Annotated in this window: 19 protein-coding genes; 7 read left to right on the forward strand and 12 right to left on the reverse strand. The window is 38.7% G+C overall.

The window, feature by feature from the left end; translation table 11 throughout:
* Positions 1-22: 22 nt before the first annotated feature.
* Positions 23-1,261: an ROK family protein gene (locus IPZ59_RS10355; protein WP_236135972.1), complete on the reverse strand. Its 1,239-nt coding sequence runs from the start codon at positions 1,259-1,261 to the stop codon at positions 23-25.
* A 279-nt stretch (positions 1,262-1,540) separates the two neighbouring features.
* Here IPZ59_RS10355 and IPZ59_RS10360 point away from each other — a divergent pair, with 279 nt between their 5' ends.
* Complete coding sequence (locus IPZ59_RS10360; protein ID WP_236135973.1) at positions 1,541-2,065, forward strand: cupin domain-containing protein; 525 nt, start codon at positions 1,541-1,543, stop codon at positions 2,063-2,065.
* A gap of 55 nt (positions 2,066-2,120) precedes the next feature.
* On the opposite strand, the gene IPZ59_RS10365 is transcribed toward IPZ59_RS10360, so the two are convergent.
* From IPZ59_RS10365 to IPZ59_RS10400, 8 genes are all read right to left on the reverse strand, one after another.
* Positions 2,121-3,587: a DUF6600 domain-containing protein gene (locus IPZ59_RS10365; RefSeq protein WP_236135974.1), complete on the reverse strand. Its 1,467-nt coding sequence runs from the start codon at positions 3,585-3,587 to the stop codon at positions 2,121-2,123.
* Positions 3,588-3,875: 288 nt separating this feature from the next.
* Complete coding sequence (locus tag IPZ59_RS10370) at positions 3,876-4,043, reverse strand: Lacal_2735 family protein (protein ID WP_236135975.1); 168 nt, start codon at positions 4,041-4,043, stop codon at positions 3,876-3,878.
* A gap of 64 nt (positions 4,044-4,107) precedes the next feature.
* Positions 4,108-5,673, reverse strand: a complete 1,566-nt coding sequence (locus IPZ59_RS10375; RefSeq protein WP_236135976.1) for a toxin-antitoxin system YwqK family antitoxin — start codon at positions 5,671-5,673, stop codon at positions 4,108-4,110.
* 88 nt (positions 5,674-5,761) lie between these two features.
* Entirely contained in the window at positions 5,762-6,298 is a 537-nt protein-coding gene (locus tag IPZ59_RS10380) for a hypothetical protein (RefSeq protein ID WP_236135977.1), read from the reverse strand.
* A 1-nt stretch (position 6,299) separates the two neighbouring features.
* Positions 6,300-7,298, reverse strand: coding sequence for a 3-oxoacyl-ACP synthase III family protein (locus IPZ59_RS10385; RefSeq protein WP_236135978.1), 999 nt, complete (start codon positions 7,296-7,298; stop codon positions 6,300-6,302).
* Between the two features lie 111 nt (positions 7,299-7,409).
* Positions 7,410-8,309, reverse strand: a complete 900-nt coding sequence (locus IPZ59_RS10390) for an MBL fold metallo-hydrolase (RefSeq protein WP_236135979.1) — start codon at positions 8,307-8,309, stop codon at positions 7,410-7,412.
* Positions 8,309-9,007 (reverse strand): SOS response-associated peptidase, encoded by a 699-nt coding sequence (locus IPZ59_RS10395; RefSeq protein ID WP_236135980.1) that lies wholly within the window; start codon positions 9,005-9,007, stop codon positions 8,309-8,311. Before IPZ59_RS10395 ends, IPZ59_RS10390 begins: the two co-directional genes overlap by 1 nt.
* A 20-nt stretch (positions 9,008-9,027) precedes the next feature.
* The gene (locus IPZ59_RS10400) at positions 9,028-9,987 is read right to left on the reverse strand and encodes a YheT family hydrolase (RefSeq protein ID WP_236135981.1); all 960 of its coding nucleotides are present in this window, start codon (positions 9,985-9,987) and stop codon (positions 9,028-9,030) included.
* A 123-nt stretch (positions 9,988-10,110) separates the two neighbouring features.
* Between IPZ59_RS10400 and IPZ59_RS10405 the strand changes: the two genes are divergently transcribed.
* Both IPZ59_RS10405 and hslV read left to right on the forward strand, forming a co-directional pair.
* Complete coding sequence (locus IPZ59_RS10405) at positions 10,111-11,763, forward strand: pyruvate dehydrogenase complex dihydrolipoamide acetyltransferase (protein ID WP_236135982.1); 1,653 nt, start codon at positions 10,111-10,113, stop codon at positions 11,761-11,763.
* A 255-nt stretch (positions 11,764-12,018) separates the two neighbouring features.
* Complete coding sequence (gene hslV / locus IPZ59_RS10410; RefSeq protein WP_236135983.1) at positions 12,019-12,561, forward strand: ATP-dependent protease subunit HslV; 543 nt, start codon at positions 12,019-12,021, stop codon at positions 12,559-12,561.
* Between the two features lie 132 nt (positions 12,562-12,693).
* On the opposite strand, the gene IPZ59_RS10415 is transcribed toward hslV, so the two are convergent.
* The gene (locus IPZ59_RS10415; protein ID WP_236135984.1) at positions 12,694-13,434 is read right to left on the reverse strand and encodes a TlpA family protein disulfide reductase; all 741 of its coding nucleotides are present in this window, start codon (positions 13,432-13,434) and stop codon (positions 12,694-12,696) included.
* Positions 13,435-13,777: 343 nt separating this feature from the next.
* Positions 13,778-14,686, reverse strand: a complete 909-nt coding sequence (locus IPZ59_RS10420; RefSeq protein WP_236135985.1) for a hypothetical protein — start codon at positions 14,684-14,686, stop codon at positions 13,778-13,780.
* Positions 14,687-14,883: 197 nt separating this feature from the next.
* Here IPZ59_RS10420 and IPZ59_RS10425 point away from each other — a divergent pair, with 197 nt between their 5' ends.
* Entirely contained in the window at positions 14,884-16,062 is a 1,179-nt protein-coding gene (locus tag IPZ59_RS10425; protein WP_236135986.1) for a DUF4221 family protein, read from the forward strand.
* A gap of 459 nt (positions 16,063-16,521) precedes the next feature.
* On the opposite strand, the gene typA is transcribed toward IPZ59_RS10425, so the two are convergent.
* On the reverse strand, positions 16,522-18,327 hold the full coding sequence (typA, locus tag IPZ59_RS10430) for a translational GTPase TypA (RefSeq protein ID WP_236135987.1): 1,806 nt from the start codon (positions 18,325-18,327) through the stop codon (positions 16,522-16,524).
* 353 nt (positions 18,328-18,680) lie between these two features.
* Here typA and IPZ59_RS10435 point away from each other — a divergent pair, with 353 nt between their 5' ends.
* From IPZ59_RS10435 to IPZ59_RS10445, 3 genes are all read left to right on the forward strand, one after another.
* Positions 18,681-18,818 (forward strand): hypothetical protein, encoded by a 138-nt coding sequence (locus IPZ59_RS10435; protein ID WP_236135988.1) that lies wholly within the window; start codon positions 18,681-18,683, stop codon positions 18,816-18,818.
* Between the two features lie 65 nt (positions 18,819-18,883).
* On the forward strand, positions 18,884-21,433 hold the full coding sequence (locus IPZ59_RS10440; protein WP_236135989.1) for a TonB-dependent receptor plug domain-containing protein: 2,550 nt from the start codon (positions 18,884-18,886) through the stop codon (positions 21,431-21,433).
* A gap of 78 nt (positions 21,434-21,511) precedes the next feature.
* Positions 21,512-22,705, forward strand: coding sequence for a 6-bladed beta-propeller (locus IPZ59_RS10445; protein WP_236135990.1), 1,194 nt, complete (start codon positions 21,512-21,514; stop codon positions 22,703-22,705).
* Positions 22,706-22,784 lie beyond the last annotated feature (79 nt).

Here is a 22,784-nt window from a genome sequence, read left to right on the forward strand (position 1 = left end):
GGCTAATAAATCAATGAGGAATTCATTGGAAGAATTCCTCAAATATTTTTTCATTGACTACGGCGACTCCCCCTAGTAACCCAACTTCCTTTCCGAGTTTGTACAGCGTCAGCTCTGTGTTTTCTCTGGCTTTAGCCATGGAGTAAATGTTAAGTGCCTGCTGAATAGGGGTTACAAGGTATTGCTTGGCTTCTGCTACAGAACCGCCTATGATAATTAATTCAGGGTTCAATAATTGAATTAAAATAGAAATTCCTCTTCCTAAATCCAAGCCAGCTTCCGATAAAATAGTGATGGCTCTCTGATCTCCTGCTAATGCAGCATCTACTACTAAATATGGTTCAATTTCTCCATTATTTTCCCGAGTCATTCTTGCAAGAATAGAATCATGATCATATTCGATTGCTTCTTTGGCCATTCGGACGATGGCAGTACCTGATGCTACGGACTCCAAACATCCCTTTTTGCCACAAGCGCAGGTTACCTCTCTTGATTCAAAAATAGGTGAATGAGAAAATTCTCCTGCAAATCCCGAGGCCCCTTGATAAATTTTCCCGTCTATAATAATGCCTAGACCAATACCCCAACCGATGAAAATTCCCAGAACATTCTTATATTGGTCGTTTTGTCCAAATTTGAATTCAGCCAATGTCATAGCTCTGGCATCATTTTCCAAAAAAACTTTCATTTCTAATTTTCTTTCAAAATTTTCAACTAAGCTGTTCTGGTCAAATTTCAAATAGGTATGATTAATTCCATTGATGGCATCAATTAGGCCTGGCATTGAAATACCCGCTGCAATTATTTTTTCTAAAGGAATACCAGAACTTTTTAGATAGGTGATTAAAAAGTCACCAATTTTATCAAAAGTATCTTTATCGTTATTGAGTGTGATTTTTAGAATCTCAGGTTTAGAAACTTGAATATTATTGCTATTGTAAATCGCAGTTCGAACCCTAAATTTATTAATGTCTACCGAAATGATAAAAAATGAATTCTCAGCAAGTCTATAAAGATCAGGCTTTCTACCTCCTTGAGATTCAGCTCTTCCATGCTTTATGATTTCTCCAGAAGCAATCAGATCACCTAAGAGTGAATTGACAGTAGGTAAACTTATTCCAACCTCTGTACAAATTTCACCAGCTGTATTACTTCCTTTGATGTAGATGTTTTTGATAAGTTTTAGCTTATTTAGATAACTTTTAGTTTCTACTACACCATCGATTTTCTCTAATGTTTGATGAGGATGTTTTAAGTTCATATGTTATTGATTCTTGACAAATATGATAAAATTTATACATAAGATCACAGGCTTTTTTAAAAAAATTAGTTATTGATGCGCTTGATTGAATAAGTTTCTTGATGTCCAAACCAAGATATGTCTATTGGTTCAATTTTTTTTTATTAAATTATTGAAGGTATGGATCAGTTCTTTTCGATTGAAATCAAGTTATTTTTTTAAAATGTAGCTTATCCAAGAAATATTTTCAATTTGATTTTTTAGATTTGATCATAGATTTTTATTTAAACTAAAAAGCAAATGAAACTTAAGAAAATCTCAGATGAAAACGCCTTTAAGGGAATTGTTTTTGATGAAATTAGGAGCGAATTAATAAGTCATGGTCTAACGATTGTTTTCGAGGATCAATCCCGTCCCTGGGGTGGTTTCTTTGTGATCGAAGAAAGTCAAATCAAACTATTCAAGAGCTTATTTTTCGATGATTTAGAGATGTCAGAAAGTCAATTTTTACAAAAATTAAGTCCAAAGATTTTAGTGGTGGCACCTCAGAAGAGGTTATCTTGGCAGTATCATTTCCGAAGATCTGAGGTATGGAAATTGGTTGCGGGTAATGCAGCTATCAGCAGAAGTGCTACGGATGTAGAAGGTCCTGTGGATGCATTGCAAATCGGTCAGGTTATTTCACTGGCAACAGGTGAGCGTCATCGGTTGATAGGCACCAAAGGTTGGGGGGTAGTTGCTGAAATTTGGCAGCATGTGGACATGAATCATCCATCAGATGAAGATGATATTGTAAGAGTACAAGATGATTTCCAAAGAACATAAAAAAAGGCCTTAAGGCCTTTTTTGGTATATATAGGATAGTTAAATCAGTTGTGTTTTAATTGTTGCCTCTATTCCTAGAAGAGCTACTGCTTGATGATCTACTAGTAGCCTTGTTTCCAGATGAAGAACTACTGCTTCTGCTAGGAGCTACACTTGGTTTAGCAGCACTAGACGATCTACTGTTCTTGTTAGGAGCTACGTTTGGCTTGCTTGCACTCGAAGACCTGTTGTTGGTTGATCTAGGAGTGCTAACTTGGCCCGAACTTCTTTGGTTATTAGAAGGTGCTTTGACAGACTGACTTCGGCTAGAAGCTGGGGCACTAGCTCTTGGTGCAGTACTTTGACTTCTGTTAACAGTAGAAGACTGATTATTTCCGGAGGTTCTAGCTGGAGCATTTCTCACAGCTGGAGCAGAAGAGGAGCTTCTGTTTTGGCTATTATTCCTTACTGCTGGGGCAGTTGCAGCATTTCTGCTTGCTGGAGATGTAGCTCTCACTCCTTCATTTCTGTTTTGTCCTCCAGTATTTACAGTTGAGCCTCGGGAAGGATTGTTGTTTCCAGAAGAAGCCCTGTTTACTTCATTACCTCTAGAATTACCGGCAGGTACATTTGCTCTAGATGGGGTTTGAGCAGATCTGACTTGTCCATTTCTGGAATTTCCATTTGCTTCTGTACCACGGTTGGCAGGTGCTACTGCTCTTCCTTGACTAGGTGCTGCTGCTCTTGTAGCATTGCGGCTTCTGAATTCCTCCTGACTGTAAGCAGTCGCAGGTCTAACAACATCCCTGCTGTTTCTGTCAGACTGAATTTGAGGCCTGTAAATTTCAACAGCATTGCTTCTTACTACTGCTCTTCCAGGTCGATTGCTTTCCTGTACATTGTATACCTGTACTCTGCTATTGGTGACACGTTCGATTTCTCTGCGTGAAGGGCCAGTATAGAATGTGTTATTATTCACAATAGTGGTGTTGTTTATAATGGTCGTCTGATGAAATACATTGGTAACTCGATGATGAGATACGTAATACCGAGCAAAGTGTCTGTGTCTAAATCTTCTTTGTGGGATAAAGACCCAATGATTATTTGGAATACCGAATGATACATTGACGTGTAGTCCTGGGCCTAAAGGTGCCCATCCATAAAATCCACCACCGCTTCTCCAGCTAACCCAAGCCGGTCCCCATTCGTAGCCAGGAACCCAAGCCCAGCCGTAGAAGTTAGACCAAAACCATCTACCATAGTGGAAGGGCGCCCAACCCCAAGCGAAGTCTGATACCCAAGTGTTGCCAAAGGAAGTCATCACCCATCTCCCATGAGTGGCATAGGGATGAAAGTGTGCGTCTACATAAGGAACCCAAATATATCCATGAGTAGGGTCCATTACCCAGTCACCAAAAGGACTCAGCTCATTGTAGAAAACTTGAAAATTCACACCGAAAGGAGATGCGGATGTTTGCTGTGGGACAAGGTACCCTATTCCCATCATCAGCACGATTACGAATATTTTGATTGACCTTTTCATAACAGTATTGGTTTAGTGTACTTTTGATTGTATATACGGATCGTTTCAATCAAAAGTTTTGAAAAAAATGAAATTGAATTGGTTTAGTTTGGCTATATGGAATTAAAAAGAAATAATAATTCAAAAAAATAAAAATAAACAAATAAAATTTTGACACATGTCAGTGAGATCAAGATAGATAGTTTACAAATATTTTGCCATTTTAATTTTTAAATAAAAAAAAATCAAGGGTAATAGCGAAGTGATTGAAAATTAGGTAATTAAAAAAAGCCGATTGCTCGGCTTTGATTATTTTTTTAAGGCATCAATCTTTTTTGCAACTTCCTCGGCTTCTGCCATCAGTTTGTCGGCTTCTGTACGATTGGAGTGAGATACTTTGTGAGATTTCTCTAGCAAGCTTTTATATTGTTCCTGAAGCTTCTCCAGTTCTGTTTTCTTTTTGAATAATCCAAACATAGCTCTTTTTTAACTTAATAACAGGAAGGATAACTATTTGTTTTATGATCCCGAAAATATTGGGTTACATAGTATCAGACGGGTCTGCTAGTATCTCGTCATTCTTGAAATTAATAATCTGTTCCAATCGTCCAGCTACATTAAAGTATCTCCAAGGTCCTTCTTTTTTCCCATCTTTCATCTGCCCTTCCGAAGCTTTTCGGCCATTTTCATGGAAATAAACCCATGTTCCATCAGCCTTTCCATTGACATAAGTACCCTCCGATTCTTTGTCTCCCGATGTATAATAGGTCAATCTTGTTCCGTTTCCATTAGATAATGTTCCCTTATCATAGGTGGTACTACCATCGTAGGAAAAATATTCGCCTAGATTCATTAAGCGCCCATTGTCCCAGTATTCTTCTTGCGTGAGTTGCTTATTATCATAAAACAGACCCCATACGCCATTTTCAAACCCTAAAAAATAAGATCCAACAGATTTTAGTTGCCCTCCATCGTAATAATAAAACCACTGACCATTTTCAGAACCTAATGAATATTCTCCTTCGGCGATAAGTATTCCAATTTTATTGAAGTATTTCCAAAGACCAGTTTTTAAATCATTTCTATATTCTCCTGCAGAATAAACATTGCCTTCCGGGAAATAGCTGATCCATAGCCCATCTTTTGCTCCATTTTTATATTGACCTTTAACAGAAACTTTTCCATTAGAGTGGTTTTCGATATATTCACCTGTGGGTAATCCTAAGGCATATATCATTCGCTTCGAAAGCTTTCTGTTAGGGAAAAACTCTTCCCATGTACCTGTGGGCAAATCATTCTCATACCGTTCAATACGAGCCGTTCTCCCATTTTCATAAAAGAATTTCCATTCTCCAGTTTTGTTCCCTCGGTTATCAAAAAACTGCCTAGATTCTACTGATTTGGTGCCAGGGAAGTAACTTATCCACTCTCCGATCTTCTTTCCATTCTCATACGTGCCTTTTTCGGACACCATCCTTGTACCTGCATAGCGCGTGTAAGGACCATCAGGCTCTCCATTTTTATAGTCGACTTCGACCAAAATATCACCTTGAGGAAAAAATTCCCTGTAGGGTCCTGATCTTAATCCTGCTTTATAATTCTCCCTAGACAGTAATTCGCCAGTATCGTAAAATTTAACCCAAGTACCCTCTTTTTTTCCATTTTGATATTGTCCCTCTACTTTTACTTGCCGAGGATTCAACCAACTGAAATTCCCGTCTCTTCCGAAAAATTCCTTATAGGTCCCTACAGGAATTGAATCAGCAAAAGACATTTCCAAAACAAGCGCACCTGTGCTGTCAAATTCTCGGTAGCTACCATTTAATTGATTATTTCTATACTGCCGTTCTGACTTTTTCACATTTCCTGCCTGAAATGTTGTCAAGAGTCCTTCTCGGCTACCAGCCTCGAAATTGATGGTTTGTATTAGTTGTCTTGTCTTTGGGTTTTCAAATCTCCATAAACCTTCCATCAAGCCATTTCTTAAAATCCCAGTCCCTACCAATGTTGAATCACTGTTGAAAATGCTGACAACATTGGGGGTGTTTTGAGCAAGAGTAGCCGTTGCGATGCTGAGGATGAAGAAGGCAACAAAAATATATTTCATAAGAAGTTGGTCAGGATTCAATTATATACTTACGTAATCTACAATATGCGGTTGTAAATTAGTTCAATTTGAAGAAAAAAGGAAAGAATTACCACGGATATTCAAGAATTCTGTCAATTTCTTTTGACAGTACTACTTGCAATTGGGTTGCGGTATCGGGTAGTTCTATTTTTTTAAAGATTTGCAGGCTTTCATGTACCTTAGTATAATTTTTTTCCCTGACTGGGTGTAAGATTTTTTTATAATTCCACACGTCGAAATCCTGACTAATACTAAATGAGGATGTATGACTCAGATTAAATTCTATCAATCTCCCTCCAAAATCTCTACCACCAAGAACCAAAAGATAGAGCCCATGCCCCCACCAATTTAAAATCCGAATATTGAATCCTGAGTCTGGATCAAAATCCCGTATCAAATCCAACACTTGATAAGGATAGCCCTCCAATTGCAAACCTTTGGTGACTTTGCAGCCCTTGGCGAAGGGGAAGATGGATGTAAGTCTCTCTTGGTTGTATTGATTAGAGAGTTCTGTGAAAAGTGATAAAAAAAGCGTCGTTTGTTGGTTGATTTCTTCCCACAAGGATTTATTTTCCAACAAACGACGGTTAATTTCTTCCTTCATATTACCATCTAAGCAATGCAGATGCCCATGCAAAGCCACTGCCAAAAGCAGCTAAACAAATAAGATCACCTTCTTTAATTCTACCTTGTTCCCAAGCTTCGGACAATGCGATGGGGATGGTGCCTGCCGTAGTGTTTCCCAAATACATGATATTGTTAAACACCTTCTCATCTGGTAAGCCCATTTTTTGTTGAATATAATTGCTGATCCTCAAGTTAGCTTGGTGAGGTACCAAAAGATCAATTTCAGATTTGTCTATTCCATTGGCCTCAAGTGCTTCATTGATTACTTCAGAAAAGCGTACTACAGCATGCTTAAATACTGCATTTCCGTTCATTTTTAAAAAGAAGTCTCCACGTTCTATGAGTTCCTGAGAGATTCTAACAGGTTGGCTAGAACTCGGTGCGATGCAATACAATTCTTCTGCATGGTCACCATCGGCATGCAAGTGTGTAGACAAGATACCAGGCATGTTGGACTCTACAGCTGATAGCACCACAGCACCTGCACCATCTGCAAAGATGACGGCACTTGACCTGCCTTCATCGCTTTTATCCAAAGCGGAGGACTGGATTTCTGCGCCTACGACTAGGATGTTTTTATACATCCCTGTTTTGATAAATTGATCTGCTACCGAAAGGCCATAGATAAAGCCTGAACAAGCGTTTCTGATATCCAGTGCACCAATACCTTGCATACCTAATTCCCGCTGCAACAAAACACCATTTCCTGGTAAAAAGTAATCAGCAGTAATAGTTGCGAAAACAATGAAGTCTATATCTTTTGGGCTCAGGCCTGCCCGCTCCAAGGCCATTTTGGAAGCAGCAGCTGACATGCTTGTTACTGTGTCTTTTCCAGGCGTAAACCAACGTCTTTCATGAATACCTGTTCGCTCCACAATCCAATCGTTATTGGTGTTCATGATGGAAGAAAGATAATCGTTGGTGATGATATTCTCTGGTACATAATGACCGGCACCTGTTATTCTGGATTTTTTCATGAAGAATGATTTTGGTTAAACTTGGGCTTAGCGTTCTGTTGGCGAGGCAAATATCCAATTATTGGATGGGATTACCAAAACTAAGCAATCCGTAAGGGTAGGCCTGGTTTGCTAGATTCTTCCCTGGCTTTTCAATTTCCAATAGCGTAAAAGACCTGCTACAGACATCCAGCTTGGATTGGCATATTCATAAACCTGAATAAGCGCATCTGAGCAGTTTTTTACCTCCAACTGTTTTCTTGTATATCGCATGAACAGCTTAGTAACCTCATCACTGGGCGTTTGGTTTTCAAAATGTTCCTTCATCCACTGAGCCCAATCATCCAAGACTAGAGTCAATGCTTCCATGTGTTTAATAGGCTGATCTATCACCCCAAAGTGAGTTAAATAAAGCTGAGTTGGTCGATGCTCGAGGATTTTCCCGATGGAGTTTTTCCAATCTTCTATGTGAATGTCTGGTGGAGGGCATGGAGGAACCACTGGGCCATTGTCAATTTTCACTCCTGCTACATCTCCGGTGAATATGATGGAGTCAATTTTCCAAGCAATATGATGTACAGCATGTCCAGGGGTATGAAGACCCTCAAGAGTAAGGTTACCCACCACGAATGTTTGACCATCTCCAACCGAAACAAGATTTTCTTCAGGAATCGCTTGCATACTCCCCCAAAGTCGTTCCATTTCTTTCCCATAAATCATAGCAGCAGAATTCCATAATTTTTCAGGACTTGCAAGGTGAGGTAAACCCAATGGATGAACATGGATTTTTGCGCCGAGCGCTGCAAATTTCCAGGCTGCACCTGCATGATCGAAATGAATGTGTGATAAGAAAACATGGGCAATATCTGATACCTGGAATCCAAGCTGTTCTATGCCCTGTTGAAGCTGAGGAAAAGTACTTTCTGGTCCAGTTTCAATAAGAATTGGTCCTACCGATGTCTCTATTAAAAAACAAGCAATGGCTTCGGAGGTTTCAAGAAATTGAAGGTCGATTGTATGTATAGTAGGCATTATCCAAATAGGGTATAGTTTCCAAATTGATCCATAGGAGAGGTTTTTCGAATGATTCCAGGACTGTCATTGTGCACTGAATTAACCAACGGAGAGACAGTGTGAGAGGCCATTAATTCGGGCTGGTATGGATTTAAGAGGTTGAGTAAAGTTTCTTCTGAACTGTAAGGGTCTAACCACTTCCTTTCGTCTTCTTTGGTAAGTATCACGGGCATTCTGTCGTGAATTTCTCCTACCACAGAGTTGGGTTGGGTTGTCAGGATTAAAAAAGTATGGTTGTTATCTCCTTTTTCATTTTCAAATTCTTCCCAGATGCCGGCAAAAGCAAACAATTCGTCATTCTCCAGTGCGAATCGATAAGGAATTTTTGTTTTTTTACCTACTTTTTTCCATTCAAAAAAACAATCTGCGGGAATCAAACATCGCCGCTTTTGAAAGGCGGATTTGAAGGAGACTTTTTGGTGGACTGTTTCTGCACGTGCATTGATGAAATTGATAGAGACAGGTTTGTTTTTGGCAAAGTCTGGTGTGAGACCCCAGTAAAAGAAAGAAAACCCTTTTGGACTATCTGAAGTGATGACAGGGACCAATTGAGAGGGAGCAATGTTGTACCGAGGTTTGAAGTCTCCCAACATCTCTGCCTGAAATCGTTCTTCTAGTTCTATCTTGCTTTTGCTGAGCGAATATCTACCACACATAGCTGTATTTTTTTTGAAAATTAAGGTTCATATTTGATAAATTCAAATGCTCTTTTTTCGGACCAATAAATGTCCTCTTTTGCTCGGGGGGTAAATCCTACATGTCCACCTAACTTAGGGAACTCCATCCAAACAGCTTCCAAGGTTCTGCCCAATGAAATTGGAAAACATTTGTCAGTCAGAAAAGGGTCGTTTTGAGCATTCAATATAAGTGTAGGGACTTCAATGCTTTCTAAAAAATAGAGCGAAGAACATTGTTCGTAATAATCATGCGCGTCTTTAAATCCATGTAAAGGACCCGTGTAAAGATTATCAAAGTCTTTGAGTGTTTTGATTTTGCGTAGAGTACCTACGGGGATGTCGTGTGGAAATATTTTTGCTTTTTTAGCTACTTTTTCTTTAAGAGTTCTCAAGAAACGCTTGGCATACATGATATTTTCTCCAGTAGAAATCTTATCGGAGGAACTTTCCAAGTGCAATGGTACCGAAATGGCGACTCCCTTTTTGATTTTTGCAGCGGAGGTTCTTTTTTCTCCTAAATACTTTAAAGTCAGGTTTCCTCCAAGGCTAAAACCTATTAAATAAATGCTTTGGTAGTTTTTTTCTGCATGCCTGACTACCTCATCTAAGTCATACGTAGCCCCTGAATGGTAAAAAATGGGTTTCTGATTGAGTTCCTCCCCACATCCTCGAAAGTTCCAAGTCAGCACATCGTAGCCATTGGAGTAGAATTGTCGGGCCATGCCTGTCATGTAAGGACGTTGACTATTCCCCTCGAGGCCATGACTGATAATGACAAGTTCTTTGGAATCAGTTTTCAGCCAATCTAAGTCTAGAAAGTCCCCATCTAAAGTTGTAATGCGCTCTCTCTCAAAAGGAAGCAGGATTGAAGATCGAAATAAGGAAGGGATAATAGTTTGTAAATGACCGTTGAAGAGCCACTTGGGTGATTCGTATGTCGTGTTTTTACTTAAGGGCATTTCTGAACAATATTGGTGTTTTCATGCTTTACAATCCTGAAAATACTACTATAAATTTGAATAAAGACATTTTAAGAACTATTTTTGGACTCCTTAAATTTGGACTAGGAATCTATTAAACTTATGGCCGATATAATTAGAATGCCCAAAATGAGCGACACCATGGAAGAAGGGGTGATCGCAGCGTGGTTGAAAAAAGTTGGAGATACTGTTAAGCCTGGAGATATTCTAGCAGAAGTGGAAACCGATAAGGCGACCATGGAATTGGAATCGTACGAAGAGGGTGTGCTTTTACACATCGGAGTGCAAGAAAAAGATGCAGTACCAGTCAATGGAGTAATCGCAATTATTGGAGAAAAGGGTGAAAATATAGATGCTTTGCTGAAGGAGATCTCTTCTGGAGACGCTCCTGCCGAAAAAGTAGAAGAAAAGAAAGAAGATCCTGCTCCGAAAAAAGAAGCAGAAAAACCAACGAAAGTAGAAAAAATCGATACGTCGGGAATCAATGCTACACTCATTACTATGCCCAAAATGAGTGATACCATGACAGATGGTACCATTGCAAGTTGGTTGAAAAAAGTGGGTGACGTGGTAAAATCCGGCGATATCATTGCAGAAGTGGAAACCGATAAGGCAACCATGGAACTGGAATCATATGAAGATGGTACTCTGCTTTATATAGGTGTAGATGCAGGTGACTCAGTTCCTGTCGATGGCGTGATTGCTATTATCGGTGAGAAAGGTGCAGATTATGAAACTTTGTTAAAAGCACATGATTCTAAATCCTCTGAAGAACCTGAAGCTACTGCTGAGGAAGCTCCTGTGAAAGAAGAAAAAGTAGCGGATGAACCAAAGGCAGCTGCCACCACAGCTTCTGCTCCTGTAGTATCTACGTCCGATACAGGGGATCGAGTAAAAGCCTCTCCGTTAGCGAAACGTTTAGCTGAAGAGAAAGGAATTGATATCCGTCAAGTAAAAGGTTCTGGCGAAGGAGGTAGAATTATCAAGCGAGACGTTGAAACATTCACACCAGCTGCCGCTGAGGCAGCTCCAGCACCAGTGGGCACTAGCGCGTCTGCACCTGCTATGGGTCAAGAATCCTTCCGAGAAGAGAAAGTTTCTCAAATGCGTAAGGTCATAGCGAAGCGATTAGCTGAAAGTAAGTATACGGCCCCTCACTTCTACCTAACCATGGAAATCAACATGGATAAAGCTATAGAAGCGAGAAAGAGCATGAATGAAATATCTCCAGTGAAAATTTCTTTTAATGATATGGTGATCAAAGCAGCAGCAGCAGCTTTGCGTCAACATCCAAAAGTAAATTCTTCTTGGTTGGGTGATAAAATCCGCTATAATGACCATATCCATATCGGTATGGCAGTAGCAGTGGAAGAAGGTTTGTTGGTTCCAGTAATTAGATTTGCAGACTCCAAGTCTCTATCCCAAATCTCCAATGATGCGAAGTCTCTTGGAGGAAAGGCTAAAAATAAAGAATTGCAGCCGAAGGATTGGGAAGGAAATACCTTCACCATTTCTAACCTGGGAATGTTCGGTATCGATGAATTTACAGCCATCATCAATCCGCCGGATGCATGCATCCTAGCCGTAGGAGGTATCAAAGAAACAGTGGTTGTGAAGAATGGTCAAATGCAAATTGGTAACGTGATGAAAGTAACCCTTTCTTGCGACCATAGAGTAGTAGATGGTGCCGTAGGTTCTGCATTCTTGCAGACATTGAAAGGCTTGTTGGAAGATCCAGTAAGAATTCTGATCTAATTCAATAAAAAAACACCTGTCAAAAAGTCCTGATTTTTCGGGACTTTTTGGTTTGGTCAATGTTTTGATCATACTGGATTGTTGTATCAAGTACCAAGTACCATGTATCAAGTACTAGGTGCCAAGTAGAGATTCTGGTATCAAAAGACGTAATCATTATTCCCACCACAATCAAACTGTGGACAGTGGACCTACCCACCAAACAACTAATCACCAATCAAGTAACCAATCACTAATCACTAATCAACTCCCCACATGGAAAAAATAAAATCAACAACCGTCGTCGCGATCAAGCATAATGGAGAAGTGGTCATCGGAGCGGATGGTCAGGCTACGATGGGAAATACTGTAGCTAAGAGTTCTGTCAACAAAATACGAAAACTACAAGGAGGCAAAATCGTGACAGGCTTTGCTGGTTCGACAGCAGATGCATTTACCCTGTTGGAAAAGTTTGAAGAAAAGCTAAGTGCTTATGGTAACAATATGAAGCGTGCGGCCGTGGAATTGGCCAAGGAATGGAGAATGGACCGTATGTTGAGTCGATTGGAAGCGATGATGATTGTGGCAGATTCACAGGATATTCTGATCATATCAGGTACAGGTGATGTCATCGAACCGGATATGGAGATCGCCACGATTGGTTCAGGAAGCATGTTTGCTCAATCAGCAGCACGTGCGCTGAAAAAATTTGCTCCTCAACTCAGTGCAGAGGAAATGGTCCGCGAAAGTTTGGGGATAGCAGCAGATGTCTGTATTTATACCAATCACAATTTGGTAGTAGAGAAAGTGGTTAAGTAATTCAATACTGATTGAAGGGAATTAGCCTCTCAAGAGAATTCTTGGGAGGCTTTTATTTTTTAAAAATGGTGCAAAGTGAAAATAATTTACATTTTATGTTTGATGTACAGGGGGTTAGGTTAAAAAAACCGCTCAAAGCATCTTTTTAATAATTGATTCCATATAACCCATTTCTGAAATGGATGTGGGTTCAAACACTCCATGAACATCTACGATTATTCCTGTCTTGTCAATAAAAATATTTTCAGGATAAGGGAATGAACCGATCTCTTTGATGTAGGCTTCGGCATCAGTTACCTGTTGAAAGTTGAATGCATGTTTTGTTAGAAAGCGTTTGACTTGCTCTTCTGAATCGAAGGTCAGGGCTACAAAATTCACTCGTTCTCCAAATTTTTCCTGTAAAGTATTCAGTCCTGGCATCTCCTGCATGCATCCCTTGCAACCAATAAACCATAAGTTGACTACCGTTGGTTTTTCTTGAGGTCCTCCAATACGAATCTGTTCTCCAGTCAATGTGATGAAATCTTGGATGGGAGCTGGAGTGCCTATTTTCTCTGATTGATTGCCATTGACTAGGTATTCGCTGCCAATGCGAATGGAGTAGCTAAACGGTTGCAGGGTCATGCTGTCCGACTTTACCGCATATTTCATGTGAAAGGTTACCTGAACAGGCCTTTGGAGGCTATCTGACACTTTTAACTGTTCGGATAGAAGATAAATGCTATCTCTGAATGCTTGGTATTCGTTTTTGTCAAAAAGTCGAGCAGTTGGGGAATATTGAAAATGAGTCGCCTTTATTCTTGAAGGATGTGGATGAAAAATATAATCATAAGCGAGTAGCAGGGCAATTAATCCTACAGCAATGCAGAGCATCAAAAAAATAATTTTCCCCAATCTTTTCATGTTGTAGTCAGTATTGTATTCATACTAGCAAACTAAGGATAATTCATCAATTTAAAAAAAGCTTCCAGCGGGATAAGATATCAGCGCTACGCGCCTCTGTCTTTCACTAAAAAGAAAATTCTACGAAGACCACAGGGTTACACCTCTAAATATTCAATTAGTATATTCTTTTTTTTGTGAAAATATGTGCAGTTAGGGCTTACTTTTCAAGTTCTTTCAAAAGCTAAAGTCAATAAAAGACCCCTGAAATCTCTTTGATTTAGGGGCTTTATCCTTGTGCACTACTCTAATGATTGATGATAAAGATTTAATTTTATCGGTTGCTTCTTAATTCTTTGGTGGCTTTCATTTGAACCACTCTCGGCTCTTTTTCGCTGAGGAGGAAGTAATTGTATATAGTGTTTCTGTGCTGTTCCATTAAGGTAATGTGTTCTTCATTGGCAAATAGTACTTTCAAATCACCTGTTTTGGTTCGTAAATTTTGAATTTTAACATACAAGAATCCATCCTTTTCATAAACATCATCCAACCTGAACAGATTCACGTTGAATTTTTGGTCGTATAGTTCATGAAGCTTTGATTTTTTGTCAAAGTCATTTCTATTGAATTGATCAGTTTGAAATAGCACATATTCGTAGTTCTCCAAAAAGACCCGAACTTCATCTAAATTATAATTACTGGAATTTGTGGTATAGGCGGTGCCTGAAATACTTGTCATTGTAGCATTTCCAGGTACGTTTTCATTTCCGTATTGATTTCCTCGCTGAAAGGTGTTTCCTACGAGCACTACATTAGCCCCAAGCATTGCTGCCTCCATTTTAACCTTTCTGACAGCCCGATTATTGACATTATTGATGCTTGCTAAAGTAGTAACTCCTTTGGCTTTAGAAAATACTTGTCCCAAGGGTTTTAACCCATCCACATCCTGCGGCTGATAGGAGAGAAATACATTTTCATAATCATTTACCGAACTTACAGGTTTGAATGGCGATTCAAAAACTTCCTCTCTTCCAGATGCAAAAATTATTCTTTCAACTCTATGTTTACTTATGGTGTAAGAAGCGTTTTCATCAGGATATTTGTATTTGACATGGTTAGTTCCAACTTCCTCTACGATTACATTTTTGACTTCTCCATTGAGGATAATTTTATCTGATTGGGCTTGAGTGATAAAAGTAAATGACGCTAAGCATACAAATGTTAATAGTGTAACTTTCTTCATAGTAATTCATTTAATCCACTTATAACACGAATAACGTAAGAGTTGGTTGTGTTTTTCGTCAACTTTGGGAACTTTTACTTGCGATTCATGTGAGGGTTTTGATTTACTTAGTGAGGAATTCTTAAAAGGAAGATATTTTAAATTTGTAATTAATAGATTATATAGTTAATTTAATTTCTTTCAGACATCCTAATATTATGAACAAATATTTGTTGTTACCTATTTTCTTATGCGTTTGCATCTGGGCCTGTACAAAGAAAGAGACTTCTTTGGAAAAAGTGTCCTTTAACAATAGTTTTACTCATTTGGGACAATTGAAACTAGCAATTGACTCCGTTTCCAATTTTGACTTTACTGAATTTCAGATAATCCAAGAAGAAGGAGAGGAGTTACTTTTAGTGTTGAATAGGGTGAATTTCTCTTTAGATTTTTATGATCTGGAATCAGGAGAAATGATTAAAAGGACAGTAATTGAGAGAAATGAAAAGTTCCCCATACGTCCATTATATGGTTTCTTTTATCATAATGCTGATTCGGTTTTTTTGTTTAACCAGATGCTATTGAACGGTACTACCTTAGTGAATGGTCAAGGGGAAGTAATCACTCAGTATAGTCCGCAAAAAATGGATAGGAGTAATCCCCAGGAAATGATGAAAAGTTTGGTCAACCATTATTCAAGAGCTAATAATATGACCATCTATGAAGCTGGTAATTTATATTTTTCAGATATAAGTCTGAACGGATTTTTGAATTCCGATGAAGAAATGAAATCATTTCGTCCAGCCGTCCAAGTGGATTTACTTAAAAATGAAGTAACAAGAATTGACAAGATTACCGTTCCTGATTTTTATTTTGGAAAAAATTGGCCTTTAGAGTTAGGCATGTTTTCTAGAATCAGGCAAGGGAATTTTTGGATCTATTCTTGGAATGCTTTAGATTCATTGGTGGTTTTTGATACTAATTGGAATCACGTAAAATCAGTGCATGCTAAAAGTGAATTTGCTAAGCCACTGAAGTATTCTGCTGGTGCGGGTATTCCCAAAGACATAGAAATCAGAGAAAAAGTATCTCAGACAACCTATAGTTCTTTGATCTATGATGCTTATAGGGATGTCTACTACCGATTTGTAACTATCGGTCGAGAAATGGAAGATTCAGATCTGGATGAACAATTTCCTCAGATCAAAAATGATTTCAGCATCATTGTATTGGATAAAGACTTTAATTTTCTCACTGAAAAGAGATTCCCAGGAAAAATTCATAAGCCATACAAGTCTTTCATTGGTAAAAAAGGACTTTACCTTTCCCGAACGAATTCTTTTTATGAAGGAATTAGCGAGGATGAAGTTGTTTTGGATATTTATAAGTTTGAGTAATTAAGAGGTTCTTTTCCTTGTATCTTGAAATACCTTTGAGGTTCTTTGAAACCTCAAAGGTTCTTATAGTTTGCTTTCGGATTCAATACGCAATTTTACCTAAAAATCGCTTTCTGCTTGACAAGATATCAGCGCTACGCGCCTCAGTTTTCCTCCTGATATGAATTGCTACGAAGACCACAGGGCTATGCCCCTAAATGTTAGAGGGGATACCCAAAACCTTTAATTCGTGTAAATTTGTGCCATTAGTGGCTAAATCTTCAAGATTCTTTGAAACCTCAAAGGTCAAAAAAAGACCCCAAAAGTATTCCAACTTCTGGGGTCTTTTTTCTAATCTAAGTCAATTTTACGAGCAATAGAAATCTACTCCTTAAAACGAATCTATTTGTTTCACTGAACTTGAGTAGAACTTATCTTGCCTCTTGATTCTTGTTTCTATTTTCTAATCTCTCGCCTCTATCAAGAATCTTTCTTTGACATTCTACTTCTCTCATTCTCATCCAAATAGATTTTTCTCATTCGGATGGATTTAGGCGTGATTTCCAAGTATTCATCTTTTTGGATGTATTCCATGGCTTCTTCCAAAGAGAATTTTTTAGCAGGTTGTATACGTACGTTGTCATCAGAACCAGAGGCTCTCATGTTTGTAAGTTTTTTACCTTTTTGAACATTCACCACGATGTCGTTATCTCTGGAATGTTCGCCAATCACTTGTCCTGTGTATAATTCATCTCCTGGATCGACGAAGAAAATACCTCTATCTTGCAACTTGTCAATGGCATAAGCAGTACACTGACCACCTTCCATAGATATCAACGAACCATTGATCCGGCCTGCAATAGGTCCTTTGAATGGCTCGTATTCAGAAAATCGATGGTTCATGATCGCTTCCCCTTGGGTAGCAGTTAATACGTTGTTTCTCAAGCCAATCAATCCTCTAGAAGGGATTTTAAACTCTAAGTGTTGCAAGTCGCCTTTAGGCTCCATGATAAGCAATTCACCTTTTCTTTGTGTAGCTAATTCAATAACTTTTCCAGCGGTTGTTTCAGGAACATCCACAACCAATACCTCGATAGGTTCATGTTTGACTCCATCAATTTCTTTAAAAATAACCTGAGGCTGACCTACCTGTAATTCATAGCCTTCTCTTCTCATGGTTTCGATCAAGACTGACAAGTGGAGGATTCCACGTCCATAGACTAGGAATTTATCTTCAGAATCCGTTGATTCTACTCTCAAGGCAAGATTTTTTTCCATTTCCTTCATCAATCGATCTCTCAAGTGACGGGAAGTCACAAACTTACCTTCTTTACCGAAGAAGGGAGAGTTGTTGATGGTGAAGAGCATATTCATCGTAGGCTCATCAATAGCAATTCTTTGAAGTGGTTCTGGGTTTTCCAGCGCCGCGATGGTATCTCCGATCTCAAAATCTTCAATTCCTGTGACCGCGCATATATCGCCGGCATGTACCTCTCCTACTTTGACTTTACCCAAGCCTTCAAAGACATGCAATTCTTTAATTCTGACTTTTTTGAATACACCATCTGCTTTGCACAAGGTCAATTGTGCACCTTCTTTAATTGAACCTCTTTTGATCCTGCCAATGGCAATTCTTCCCACAAAGTTGGAATAATCCAACGAAGTAATCTGCATTTGCAGGGAACCTTCATCAATTTTTGGAGCAGGGATAAACTCTAATATCGCATCCAACAAGGGAAGAATAGAGTCAGTTGGGTTTTGCCAATCTGGACCCATCCAATTGTTTTTGGCAGAACCATAAAGCGTATGGAATTCTAATTGCTCTTCTGTAGCATCCAAGTTAAACATCAAGTCAAATACTGACTCATGGACCTCGTCTGGTCTACAGTTAGGCTTATCTACTTTGTTTACTACTACGATAGGCGTCAAACCTAGTGCAAGGGCTTTGCCTAATACGAATCTTGTCTGAGGCATTGGGCCTTCAAAGGCATCCACTAGTAGGATAACTCCATCGGCCATTTTCAATACACGTTCCACTTCACCACCAAAATCGGCGTGACCTGGGGTATCAATAATATTGATTTTATGGTCTTTATATCGTACGGATACGTTTTTGGAAAGGATGGTAATTCCTCTTTCCCTTTCCAAGTCGTTGTTATCCAGGATTAAATCGTCAAACTGTTGGTTTTCACGGAAGATTTTGGAGGCGTGGATAATTTTGTCTACCAAGGTGGTCTTACCGTGGTCAACGTGTGCGATAATCGCGATATTCCGAATATTAAGCATTGTAAAATTGAATTAGGGTGCAAAGGTAAGAAGAAAATTTGGTTTCAGCTTGCAGACAGAAGAAAGTACCTATGATTTAATGATTTATTCACAAAGTTTCCATTTCTAAATGCTTTAGAGCCTTCCCTGATGGAGAGTTTTAGGATCATTAATTCTTTCGTATGACTATTTTTTTGCTTTAGAATAGGTAATTTTATCCATCTGGATTAGAATAGTAAAGCTCTCACGTAGATTATGCTCCAATGCAACTTAAAATTAGAGATGAAAAAAATCATTTTTATTGTTTTTTCATCCTGTTTCTTAGCTATCTCTTGTAAAGAAAAAGACCAATCTGAAGAAAAGATTTCTATTTAGTGGATATCATTATTCCTTCTCAAACTTTTGAAGATAGAACTATGGAAATTACCTTGGATGGAGTTGGCATTGTAAAAGCTGAAGATAACCCAGTAATCATGATGATGAAGCTAAAAAAGGGCTTGTTGGTCAATTAGATAGGTAGATTTGTAGCTGTTTTTTCTTACCTTAACGTATTGTTAACTCTCAGATTTTGTTTTGAATGCGGTTTTTACTCTTCCTTTGTTTTGTCTTTGGTTTTAATTCGTCCCTGTATGCACAGACGAAGGATAGTATTCCTCCCCAACGTTTTCAGTTCAATGAGGGGTTACTATTCTCCCTCCCTCAGGCAATTCAGGGTCAAATCCCCGGGTTATTGATCAGTAGACCAGGCTCCAATCCTAATGGTTCATTTGATATGATCTATCGGGGCTTTCATACCTATCAAAACAGGATGAGGCCCTTGTTAGTCATGGATGGAATGCCTGGACTCACATGGGAGTTTATTGATCCATTTTTAATGGATACCATTAGTCTTGTAAACGGTGCACAGGCTGCTTCATGGGGGATGCAAGCAGGTGCGGGAGTGGTAACTATTGGCACTAAATCAGTAAGAAAGGAAGGCTGGACAGTAGGCTTGATGCAATCAGCAGCAGTGGAAAGCCATCAACGAAGCTATGATGTGTTTACTCCTCAGGAATACAGAGCTTTGAAGTTACCCGGCCATCCAGACGGGAATACAAATACGGATTGGGAGGATGTGCTCAGTAGAAATGCGTGGTCTATGCATACAGGCGTGCAAGGGAGCTACCGAAAGGATAATTTTTATTTGGATACCAAACTCAGCAACCGTTCCGTACAAGGGATACAGCCTCATACAGGTTTTGACCAACTAAGCTTATACGGAAATTTGGGTTATTCTATGTGGGATGATCGGATTTTACTAGACTTCAGTGGATTGAGGGTCAATCGTCAAGCAAGAATTGGGAATAGTGATTTTTTTGAAGGAATGATGATGAACCCTACTTGGCCTTTGGAAGAGCGTTTTGAGGCATTCACACGATTTCGAGGAAATCCTTGGATACGGATGCAAGAAGAGCGAAACACAGTAGAGACTACCATGCATTTCTTTCAAGCCAATCTAACTGCAAAATTGACTGATCGATGGAGCGTCAGTTCCCGATATGGACAAGTTGGGAAAGAAATGGCTCAAGAACGAACCTACAGTAATCGAGCTGGTATTTCTCAGACAATTTTCCCATTAATCTTTCGTGAACGTAGCCATAATCGAAGTCTTTTTGAGTTTACTACGGATTATCAAGCGGATGTTGGTAATTGGAAAATCACACCCGGTTTAAGATATGCAAGACAAGGATTAAGTTATATATGGAATGGCTACAATGAGCGCTTAATTGATTTGGACCAAACGGCAACTACCAGAGTAGATTTAGCAGAGGAGTTTGGGGAGTTTACACTGGAATCCTTTGGTGCTTCTTTGAATTTGCTTTTCCGAGAAAAACTAGGGATTGACTTCCGTTACCAACCTGAGCAGGCTTCTCATCTTGGGTCAAATACAGGATGGGGGAATTTTTGGGGAATGGATGTTACTTATGCAGTTGGAGATCGTTTGCGGCTTTTTGCAAAGCTTAGCTACACCGGATTGGCACCAGATCAGTCGGGATTGAGTCAGACGGTTTTTGATATAGGTGAACAAGTTATTCCCAGACATTTTGCCAATCCTGATTTACGATGGGAGAGATCAAACGCATGGGAATTGGGCGCTGATGCGGCTTTTGCCAAAGGAAAGGTGGTGGCACGAAATACCATCTTCCGAAATCAAGCATCAGATCTCATGGCTTTGCTGCCGGATGAGGCCATTTTTGATTCTCAAGGGCAATCCTTTGTATCTTTTTCTTACCAAAATTTTGCGTCCATAGAAAACTATGGTTTTGAATCCTACTGGCTTTTCAAATTAATAGACAGGAAAAGGTTCAAGTATCAATCGGGGTTGAATCTGACTTGGATGCACTCGGAATGGACAAATTTGGACGCTGATCTAGTCTCTTGGGAAGGAAGAGATGTAGGAGTTAGCCGCCAAGTTGGGGGTAATCCCTATTTCCAATTCAATACGCTCCGCACAGGGGAGGCCCTTGGAACAGTACGTGCGTTGGAGTTTCAACGAATTGATCGAAATACAGGGCAGTGGGTATTCAATCAAAACCCAAGTGGTACCAATTGGCAAGATGCTTACAGACCTATAGGAAGGGTAATTCCTCGTTGGTGGATGGGTTGGAATCATGGATTAAGCTTTGGAAAATGGTCTATGGAGGCTTTTTTCAGAGGGGTCTTTGGACATGTATTGGCCCATGAAACAAATTTTCGCTATGGAAATGTCAACTTTTTTGCTGTGAATAGGGTCAGAAGTTCTCAGGAGTTGGTAAATCTTGGTTTGACAGAACAGAATACCTTCAACTCCTACTTTGTAGAAAATTCCAGTTTTCTCAACCTTCAATTTTTATCTGTCTCACGAAATTTTGACCTCACTTTCGGACCTACTAAAATTAATAGCAGACTGTCTGTGATTGGAAACAATCTGTTTTATTTCACTCGATTTTCAGGTGCGGACCCGGAGCCTCGCCTACATGGCAGACCTGTTTGGAATGTTGACGACCATGTGGAGAAAATTCATGCATATTATGCTTCGGGTGTAGCTGATGCTAATACTTGGCTGCCCGCAAGATCGTTAATGGTCCAACTTCAGTTGAATTTTTAAGTTGGGTAGGGTGTTTTATTATTCGTTGTTTCTAGGGTGGGAATTGTCCCTTTTACTTCATCAGAATTGGGTGAAAATATGAAAACTACTAAATTTTGCTTTGGGAAAACATTTACTATGCTCTCCTTTATTTTTGTCTTAATTGGTTCATGCTCCAAACCAGATTATGATGAAGATTTGGTTGATGCAAAGGACTTTAGAAGATTACAGTTAACATCTACTGAAAAGAAATTTAAGGATATTGGAAAAAATTTAGATTACGTTGTTTTGGAATCAAACTCAAATGGTTTGATTGCTGAAATTACAAAAATTGAAACTAATGAGAATTTGATAGCTATTTTTAGTAGAATTCAAAAAGCCATTTTTTTGTTTGATTTTAGCGGGAAATTTATTTCAAAAATCGATGATTTTGGTGATGGTCCTGGGAAATATAATGGCATTTCAGATTTTTTTATTCAGGAGGACGAAATTCTGGTCTTAACTAATCCTTCATCATCTGTATTTACTTACGATTTAAATGGTAATTTAATAGGGGTTCTTGATACAAATAAGAATTATATCAATGAATTTGAATCATTAAATGGTAATTGGGTGGGGCATTTAAATGATGCTTATGATAAAACTAATCAATTTAATGTAGTGATTTGGGATAGTGTTTTTTTAGAAAGGAAATATCAATATCTATTTCAAGAGAAAGATCGAAGAAACAATTCCTACAGTTCTACTAACTATATGTCCAAAAATGACCAAGGTATTTTTTTGTATCAAAATTTTTCCAATGAAATATTTAAAGTAACTGATTCTTCATTTCTAAGGTCGTATGAGATACTGATTGACGGTGAATCAATTCCACAAAACTATTTAAAGAGGTTTAAAAGTGATCAGTTACAAGCCACAAATTATGCTATAGATAAAAATTTGTTTATAGGCTTTAGGAATATTTTTGCTACTAACGAGGTTTTATTTATACAAGGACAGAAGGGGGGACGGTTGTTTCATTGTTTTGTGTCCTTATTGTCAGAGGATTATATATCATTTGGTAACCTTTCTAGCGAGATTAATTTTGGCTTGGTAGGTGAAATAATTGGGGTTTCTGGAAACAGGTTTATTATGAGGGGACCAGATCCGGTATTAAACAATCTTAAAAAATTAGATTTGGAAGGTAAAATTACTGATCAAAACTTAACAAATGAAAAAGTTCGAAATGTCATCGATTCATATGAAATTGAAGGAAATCCTGTGCTTGTTTTTTTTGATGTCAATTTACACTAGTTGGTAAAAGGAGTCTTCTCATCATTGAAAAAAGAAGATATATTGGCTGTTTTTTTCTTATTTAAACGATCTTGTAAAA

The sequence above is a fragment of the Mongoliitalea daihaiensis genome (assembly GCF_021596945.1).
Taxonomy (GTDB): domain Bacteria; phylum Bacteroidota; class Bacteroidia; order Cytophagales; family Cyclobacteriaceae; genus Mongoliitalea; species Mongoliitalea daihaiensis.